This is a genomic window from Intrasporangium flavum (assembly GCF_001956915.1).
Classification (GTDB): domain Bacteria; phylum Actinomycetota; class Actinomycetes; order Actinomycetales; family Dermatophilaceae; genus Monashia; species Monashia flava.
In genome coordinates this window covers 487,932-494,346 of sequence record NZ_MLJO01000003.1, presented here as the reverse complement: position 1 = coordinate 494,346, position 6,415 = coordinate 487,932, and the positions used below count along the sequence as shown (strand labels likewise).

The 6,415-nt window shown below is 72.9% G+C and carries 7 protein-coding genes; 5 read left to right on the top strand and 2 right to left on the bottom strand.

What is annotated here, in order from left to right; genetic code table 11:
- A partial coding sequence (locus BIV28_RS03915; RefSeq protein WP_076259381.1) for an acetyl-CoA carboxylase biotin carboxylase subunit occupies nt 1–1,396 on the bottom strand: 1,396 nt, incomplete at its 3' end.
- 118 nt (nt 1,397–1,514) lie between these two features.
- Between BIV28_RS03915 and BIV28_RS03910 the strand changes: the two genes are divergently transcribed.
- From BIV28_RS03910 to BIV28_RS03890, 5 genes are read left to right on the top strand one after another with little or no spacing between them, the layout of a single operon-like run.
- Entirely contained in the window at nt 1,515–2,357 is an 843-nt protein-coding gene (locus BIV28_RS03910) for an aldo/keto reductase (RefSeq protein WP_076259380.1), read from the top strand.
- A gap of 32 nt (nt 2,358–2,389) precedes the next feature.
- Entirely contained in the window at nt 2,390–3,361 is a 972-nt protein-coding gene (locus BIV28_RS03905) for a glycosyltransferase family 2 protein (protein WP_076259378.1), read from the top strand.
- Between the two features lie 42 nt (nt 3,362–3,403).
- Complete coding sequence (locus BIV28_RS03900) at nt 3,404–3,913, top strand: DUF3806 domain-containing protein (RefSeq protein WP_076259377.1); 510 nt, start codon at nt 3,404–3,406, stop codon at nt 3,911–3,913.
- 22 nt (nt 3,914–3,935) lie between these two features.
- Nucleotides 3,936–4,817: a tryptophan 2,3-dioxygenase gene (locus BIV28_RS03895; RefSeq protein ID WP_076259375.1), complete on the top strand. Its 882-nt coding sequence runs from the start codon at nt 3,936–3,938 to the stop codon at nt 4,815–4,817.
- Nucleotides 4,818–4,819: 2 nt separating this feature from the next.
- Nucleotides 4,820–5,500, top strand: coding sequence for a class I SAM-dependent methyltransferase (locus BIV28_RS03890; protein ID WP_076259374.1), 681 nt, complete (start codon nt 4,820–4,822; stop codon nt 5,498–5,500).
- A gap of 45 nt (nt 5,501–5,545) precedes the next feature.
- Here BIV28_RS03890 and BIV28_RS03885 read toward each other — a convergent pair whose 3' ends face one another.
- Nucleotides 5,546–6,184 carry a helix-turn-helix domain-containing protein gene (locus BIV28_RS03885; RefSeq protein ID WP_076259372.1) on the bottom strand — a complete coding sequence of 213 codons (639 nt, stop codon included), beginning with the start codon at nt 6,182–6,184 and terminating at the stop codon, nt 5,546–5,548.
- Nucleotides 6,185–6,415: the final 231 nt, after the last annotated feature.

The following is a 6,415-nucleotide window of genomic DNA, read 5'->3' as shown; positions in this document are numbered from 1 at the left end:
CGGCGCCGGCGCCGGCGCCGGCGTAGGCCGGGATCTGGTTGTCGAACTCGGTCTCGATCCATCGCGTGTGGATCGTGAACTTCTCGGCCGGGTCGGCCGGCGCGAACGCCGGGTCGGCCACGACGGCGCGGTGGAACGGCGTCACCGTCGGCATGCCGTCGATCTCGAGCTCGCCGAGTGCGCGACGGGCCCGCTCGAGGGCCTGGGTGCGGTCGCGCCCGGTGACGATGAGCTTGGCGATCATCGAGTCGAAGGCGCCCGCGACGGTGTCGCCCTCGACGATGCCGGCGTCCCAGCGCACGCCGGGGCCGTGCGGCACGACCATGCGCGTCACGGTGCCGGGTGCGGGCAGGAAGCCGCGGCCGGCGTCCTCGCCGTTGATCCGGAACTCGATGGAGTGGGCGTGCGGCTCGGGGTCGTCGTAGTCGAGGCGCTCGCCGTTCGCGATGCGGAACTGCTCGCGGACCAGGTCGATGCCGGTGACCTCCTCGGAGACCGGGTGCTCGACCTGCAGGCGGGTGTTGACCTCGAGGAAGCTGATGTCGCCCTGCGGCCCGACGAGGAACTCGCAGGTGCCGGCGCCGACGTAGCCGGCCTCCTTGAGGATGGCCTTGGACGCCCGGAGCAGCTCGGTGTGCTGCTCCTCGGTGAGGAACGGCGCCGGGGCCTCCTCGACGAGCTTCTGGTTGCGACGCTGGAGCGAGCAGTCGCGCGTCGACACGATGACGACGTTGCCGTGCTGGTCGGCCAGGCACTGGGTCTCGACGTGGCGCGGGTGGTCGAGGAACCGCTCGACGAAGCACTCGCCGCGACCGAAGGCCGTGACGGCCTCGCGCACGGCCGACTCGAACAGGTGCGGGATCTCCTCGATGGTGCGGGCGACCTTGAGGCCGCGGCCGCCGCCACCGTAGGCGGCCTTGATCGCGACGGGGAGGCCGTGCTCCTGCGCGAAGGCGACGACCTCGTCGGCGTCGGCGACCGGGTCCTTGGTGCCCGGCACGAGCGGTGCGCCGGCCTTGGTGGCGATGTGGCGCGCCTTGACCTTGTCGCCGAGGGCGTCGATGGCCTCCGGGCCGGGGCCGATCCAGGTCAGCCCGGCGTCGATGACCTTCTTGGCGAAGTCGGCGTTCTCGGCGAGGAACCCGTAGCCGGGGTGGACGGCGTCGGCTCCGGCCTGGTGGGCGACCTCGAGCAGCTTGTCCTGCAGCAGGTAGCTCTCGCCGGGCGTCGAGCCGCCGAGCGCGAACGCCTCGTCGGCCACCTTGACGTGCAGCGCGTCGCGGTCCGGGTCGGCGTACACGGCGACCGACGCGATGCCGGAGTCCTTGCAGGCGCGGGCGATTCGGACGGCGATCTCACCCCGGTTGGCGATGAGGACCTTGCTGATGGGAGCCATGGTCGGGACTCTAGCGGCTCGGCGTGGCGCAACTTCGGGCCCACCGGCGTTATTCCCGGCCGTCTCGCCGTGAGGTCCAGCACATCGCCACCGCGGTCCTCGACCTAGCGTGGGAGCCATGACGACACACCACGACGTCCCCACCCTGCCCCTCGGCCACGCCAGCACTCCCGGCCTCGCCGTGCCCCAGCTCGGCTTCGGCGTCTGGGAGGTGCCCGACGCCGAGGTCGACGCCGCTGCGGGCCGGGCCCTGGAGGTCGGCTACCGCCACCTCGACACGGCGCGCATCTACGGCAACGAGCAGGGGATCGGCCGCGTCCTCGCCGCCTCGGATCTCTCGCGCGACGACGTCTTCGTCACGACGAAGGTCTGGAACGACGACCACGGCGACGTCCGGGCCGCCTTCGACGCCTCGATGGGGCGCCTCGGGATCGACGTGCTCGACCTCTACCTCATCCACTGGCCGGCCCCGAAGCAGGACCGGTACGTCGACGCCTGGCGGGGCCTGCTCGAGCTCCAGCAGGAAGGACGCGTCCGTTCGGTCGGCGTCTGCAACTTCCAGGTGCCGCACCTGCAGCGTCTTCTCGACGAGACGGGCGTGCTGCCCTCGATCAACCAGGTCGAGCTGAGCCCGTACCTGCAGCAGCGCGAGCTGCGCGCCTTCCACGACGAGCACGGCATCGTGACGGAGGCGTGGAGCCCGCTCGCCGTGCGCGCCGGCCTGCTCGAGGACCCGGTCGTCGTCGGCATCGCCCAGCGTCACGACGTGTCGCCGGCGCGCGTGGTGCTGCGGTGGCACGTCGAGCTCGGCAACGTCGTGCTGACCCGGTCGGTCACGCCGGCGCGCATCGAGGAGAACGCGCGCGTCTTCGACTTCGCCCTCGACGGTGACGACCTCGACGCGCTGGCCGGCCTCGACCGCGGAGCGCGCACCGGGCCGGACCCGGACACGTTCGGCTGACGGGGCCCGTTGCCCGTCACTAGGGTGCGGGCATGGAGGCTCGGGACGGTGCGGACGCCGCGGCGCCGACGCTCAGCGTCTGTGTCGTCACCTACGAACGTGCCGCCTTCCTCGACCGGTGCCTGGCAGGGCTCGCCGCCCTCGAGGACCCGGTCGAGGAGGTCGTCGTCGTCGACGCCTCGGCGGTAGACCGGAGAGGCGAGGTCGACGCGCACGGCCTGCCGCTGCGCTTCGTGTGGGCTCCGTACCTGGCCGGGTGGATGACGCGGTCGCGCAACGAGGCTTTGCGCTGGGTGAGCGGTGACGTCGTGGCGTTCCTCGACGACGACGTCGTCGTCGGCAGCGCGTGGTCCCGCGCCCTGCGCGAGGCCTTCGGCGACGCGTCGGTGGCCGCGGTCGCCGGGCGCACCCGCAACGGCATCGCGGGGGAGGAGCACTACGACCAGCCGGTCGGCCGGTACCTGCCGACGGGCCGGCTCACCGAGGGTTTCGCCGTTTCGGCAGCGGAGCCGTTCGAGGTCGACCACGGGATCGGGGCGAACATGTCGTTCCGGCGGTCCGTGCTCGCCGACCTCGGTGGTTTCCGGGACGACTACCCGGGGACCGCCCTGCGCGAGGACACCGACGTGTTCCTCCGGGTCCGACGCGTCGGCGGTCGGGTGTTGTTCGCCCCGGACGCGGTCGTCGACCACCTGCCCGCACCGCACGTCAAGGGCGCCCGCTTCGACACGCGCTACAAGCTGTACGGCCGCCGCAACCACGTGGTGCTGCTGGCCCGCCATCGGGGCCTCGGCTCGGCGGACGTGCGGCGGTGGGTGGCGGCAGAGGTGCGCGGCGTCGGCGACGCGGCGGGCCTGCGGGCGCGGACGCTGCGGCTCGGCGTGACGGTCGTCGGCGTGGCCTGGGGACTGGGCGCCGCGGTGCGCCAGGCGTCGTGGGGGCCGGCCGAGCCTCGCCGCACGGGGTCGCAGGCGCAGGAGATCCGGGCCCGTCTCTCGCGCTGAGCGGGGCTGGGCTGCTCACGGGCGCCGCAGTACGTTGGCGGCATGGGTCTGTTCTCGCGCCGCAAGAGCTCCGAGTCCGTCGACGAGCCCGAGGTGCTCGACGAGGCCCCGGATGTCGACGACGGTCCCGTGCCGACCGTCTCGGGTCGCCCCGAGAGCCGCCCCCTCGACGAGGCGGAGCGCGGGCGCATCGCGTCGGGCCTCGAGCGGGCGGCCGCGCTCGGCGTCGACGTCGACGACCTCGCCTCCATCGGCTCGCACTTCGACGAGCAGTTCCGGGCCGTGCAGGCCGACCCCTCGGCAGCCGGCGGGTCGGACGTCGTCGTCGACACGTTCGCCATCGCGATCGGGGAGCACCTGACCCGGCACAGCGCCCGCGACTGGGCGGTGGTCACCGACGTGTTCGGCACCGACCTCGGCCTCGTGGCGGCCCGCGCCGACACCGTCGTCGTGCCGCACAACCTCGTGGGCGCCCGGTGGATGCGGGGCGAGACGGGGTGGATCCCGGGCGTCGTCTCGCACCTGGTGCGGCTGCGTCCGAGAGCATCCTGACCGGCCCCCTAGGATCGCGGGCATGGACGACGCCGTCGGTGGAACCGGTGCAGTGGACCCGCGCAGCCGGCGCGAGCTGGAGCAGGGGATCGAGCGGGACTTCGCGCGACGGATGTCCTACGGCGACTACCTCCGCCTCGACACGCTGCTCAGCGCCCAGCAGCCGCTGAGCGACCCGCCTCAGCACGACGAGCTGCTGTTCATCATCCAGCACCAGACGTCCGAGCTGTGGCTCAAGCTGATGATCCACGAGCTGCGCTCTGCCCGTGGCCTGCTCGCCTCTGACGAGCTCGCGCCGGCGCTCAAGCGCCTGGCCCGGGTCAAGCACATCCAGCACACCCTCACCGACCAGTGGTCGGTGCTCGCGACCCTGACCCCCAGCGAGTACGCGCAGATCCGCCCCTTCCTCGCGACGAGCTCGGGCTTCCAGTCGGCGCAGTACCGGGAGGTCGAGTTCCTGCTCGGCAACAAGAACGCCGACATGGTGGCGGTGTTCTCGCACGACGAGTCGGCGCGGACGGCCCTCGACGCGCTCCTGCACGAGCCGAGCCTCTACGACACGTTCCTCGCCTACCTGTCCCGGCGCGGGTACGCCGTGCCCGGCACGCTGCTGGACCGCGACTGGAGCCAGCCCTACCGGCACGACCAGGGCCTCGTCGACGTGTTCGCGGAGGTGTATGCCGCCCCGCACGACCACTGGGGCGTGTACGAGACGTGCGAGGAGCTGGTCGACCTCGAGGACAACTTCCAGCAGTGGCGCTTCCGGCACCTGCAGGTCGTCCAGCGCACCATCGGGCAGAAGGTCGGTACCGGCGGCTCGAGCGGTGTCGACTTCCTGCGCAGGGCGCTCGACCTGACCTTCTTCCCGGAGCTGTACGAGGTGAGGACCAGGATCGGAGGCTGACGATGGGACGGGACTGGGACGAGCGCGCCGGCGTTCTCGCCGCCGAGGCGTACGCATCGGGTGATCCCAACGCGTGGTTCGACCGGCTCTACGGCGAGGGCGTCGCCGGCAGCATCTCCATGCCGTGGGACCGCGGCGCCCCGCACCCGCTGCTCAGCGACTGGGCGGCGGCGCGGGCCGCCGGGCTGGCGGACGGGGCGAGGCCCGGCGAAGGTCGCCGCGCGCTCGTCGTCGGGTGCGGCCTCGGCGCGGACGCGGAGTACCTGTCCTCGCTCGGCTTCGCCACGACCGCCTTCGACCTGTCGCCCAACGCGGTGGCGACCGCGCGCTCCCGGCACCCCGAGTCCGAGGTCGACTACCGCGTCGCCGACCTGCTCGCGCCGCCGGCGGAGTGGGCAGGCGCGTTCGACCTCGTCGTGGAGATCTTCACGATCCAGGCCATGCCGGATCCGCCACGGTCGCAGGCGATCCCGAACATCGCGGGGTTCGTGGCGCCCGGCGGGACCCTCTTCGCCGTGGCGTTCCGCACCGACTCCGACGTCGATGAGACCACCGGGCCGCCCTTCGCGCTGAGCGCGGCCACGATGCGCTCCCTGGCCGGCGACCGTCTCGAGGTCAAGGGCCTCGAGTCGCCCCGGCCCGAGCTGTGGCGCGCGGTGCTGCGGGCGCCTGCCGGCGGGTGAGCGTGGTCCGGGCACCTCGACGCACCGACCCGCGCGAGGCTGGGCTCATCCGCTGAGCAACCGGCGGCGGTCCCATGGCGATGCCGGCGGGGGCTCACACCGGCAGGCGCACGCCGCGACGCACCACGTCTCGAAGCACTCGTCGAGGCACCCGCACTCCGCCAAGGGCACCGGGACGGGTGCCACCGTCGGCTGGGGGCCCGCCATGAGCCGGGTCCGGGTCTCGAGCTCGCCCTCGGTGGGGTGGTCGTCGGGGCGGCCGATGGCCCTGAGGGCGGCGTCCCGGTCGCGCGCCGGACGCAGCTGGTACCACCCGCGAGCGGCCGGTCGGTCGTACCGGGGGTAGGCCCACCGCTCGTACGGCACCTCGTCCGGAGGCGCGACGTCGAGGTGCGCCGGGAACCGACGACCCTGGTTGTCGCGAACGACGTCGTCGGAGACCGGCATGACCTCGCGGCCATCGGCATCGAGGACCGCGAGCCGCAGTCCCGCGACCTCGACGATGCGGCACAGCGTCGTCAGGCTCGGCAGCCCGGCACCCGACTCGACGCGGGCCACCGATGCCGGGGCGAGACCCAGGCGTGCGGCAAGCTCTCGTTGGCTGAGATCGGCCAAGCGCCGCACGCGGGCCGTGAGGCGTCCGACGTTGGTCGGATCGGCCAGCGGTGTGAGAGGGGCATCCATGCGCAGACGCTGACACAAGGCGCCGACAGCACCATTCCGTGCGCGGTTCCTGGCCCCAGCTCCTACGTCAGTGCTCGGTGAGAGTGAGCACTGACGTAGGAGCGGCCGGGGTGTCGCCGGGGCGGGGTGGGGCCGCGCGCTACGTCAGTGCTCAGTGAGAGTGAGCACTGACGTAGGAGCGGTCGGGGTGTCGCCGGGGCGGGGTGGGGGTGCGCGCTACGTCAGTGCTCA